Source organism: Helicobacter muridarum (assembly GCF_000765805.2).
GTDB classification, from domain to species: Bacteria; Campylobacterota; Campylobacteria; order Campylobacterales; family Helicobacteraceae; genus Helicobacter_A; species Helicobacter_A muridarum.
In genome coordinates this window covers 1-571 of record NZ_JRPD02000071.1, presented here as the reverse complement: position 1 = coordinate 571, position 571 = coordinate 1, and the positions used below count along the sequence as shown (strand labels likewise).

General features: G+C 32.7%; 1 protein-coding gene. It reads left to right on the top strand.

The window, feature by feature from the left end; genetic code table 11:
* A partial coding sequence (locus LS73_RS09775; protein ID WP_034559883.1) for a TaqI-like C-terminal specificity domain-containing protein occupies positions 1 to 571 on the top strand: 571 nt, incomplete at both ends.

Here is a 571-nt window from a genome sequence, read left to right as displayed (position 1 = left end):
AGAGAGAGAGAGAACAGAAATAATTGAGAATCTTTATCGTTTATATCACAAATTCTTGCAAGATTCTAAAGCTTGTCATACTGAAGCGTTAGCTGAAGTATCTTTAAACGACAGAGATTTTTCCTTTGCTACGCAAACTCAAAATGACAAATACCAAGGCAAGATTGTATGGAATAGAATCTCAAATGAACTTTCTTTTTCTTATGATGAGGTGGGGCATTATATTTTAGATTCTATGTTTATGATTGCAAGTCAAAATGAACTTTCAATTAAATATCTTTTATCGGTGTTAAACTCTAACATATCAAAACATTGGATAAAACATAATGCTGCAACTCTGGGTGATGGGGTTTATGGAGCTAAAATTTATATAGAAAAACTCCCAATTCCAAAAATAGATTCTAAAAACCAAACAATCGTGAATCAAATCATTGCTTTAGTTGATGAGATTCTAAATCTCAAGGCAAATTGTCATTCTGAACCTGCGTTAGCAGGTGAAGAATCTCTAAGTAAAGAATCAAGGGATTCTCAAAGAGATGTTTCGAGCATTTGCCCTCAACACGACAAAATA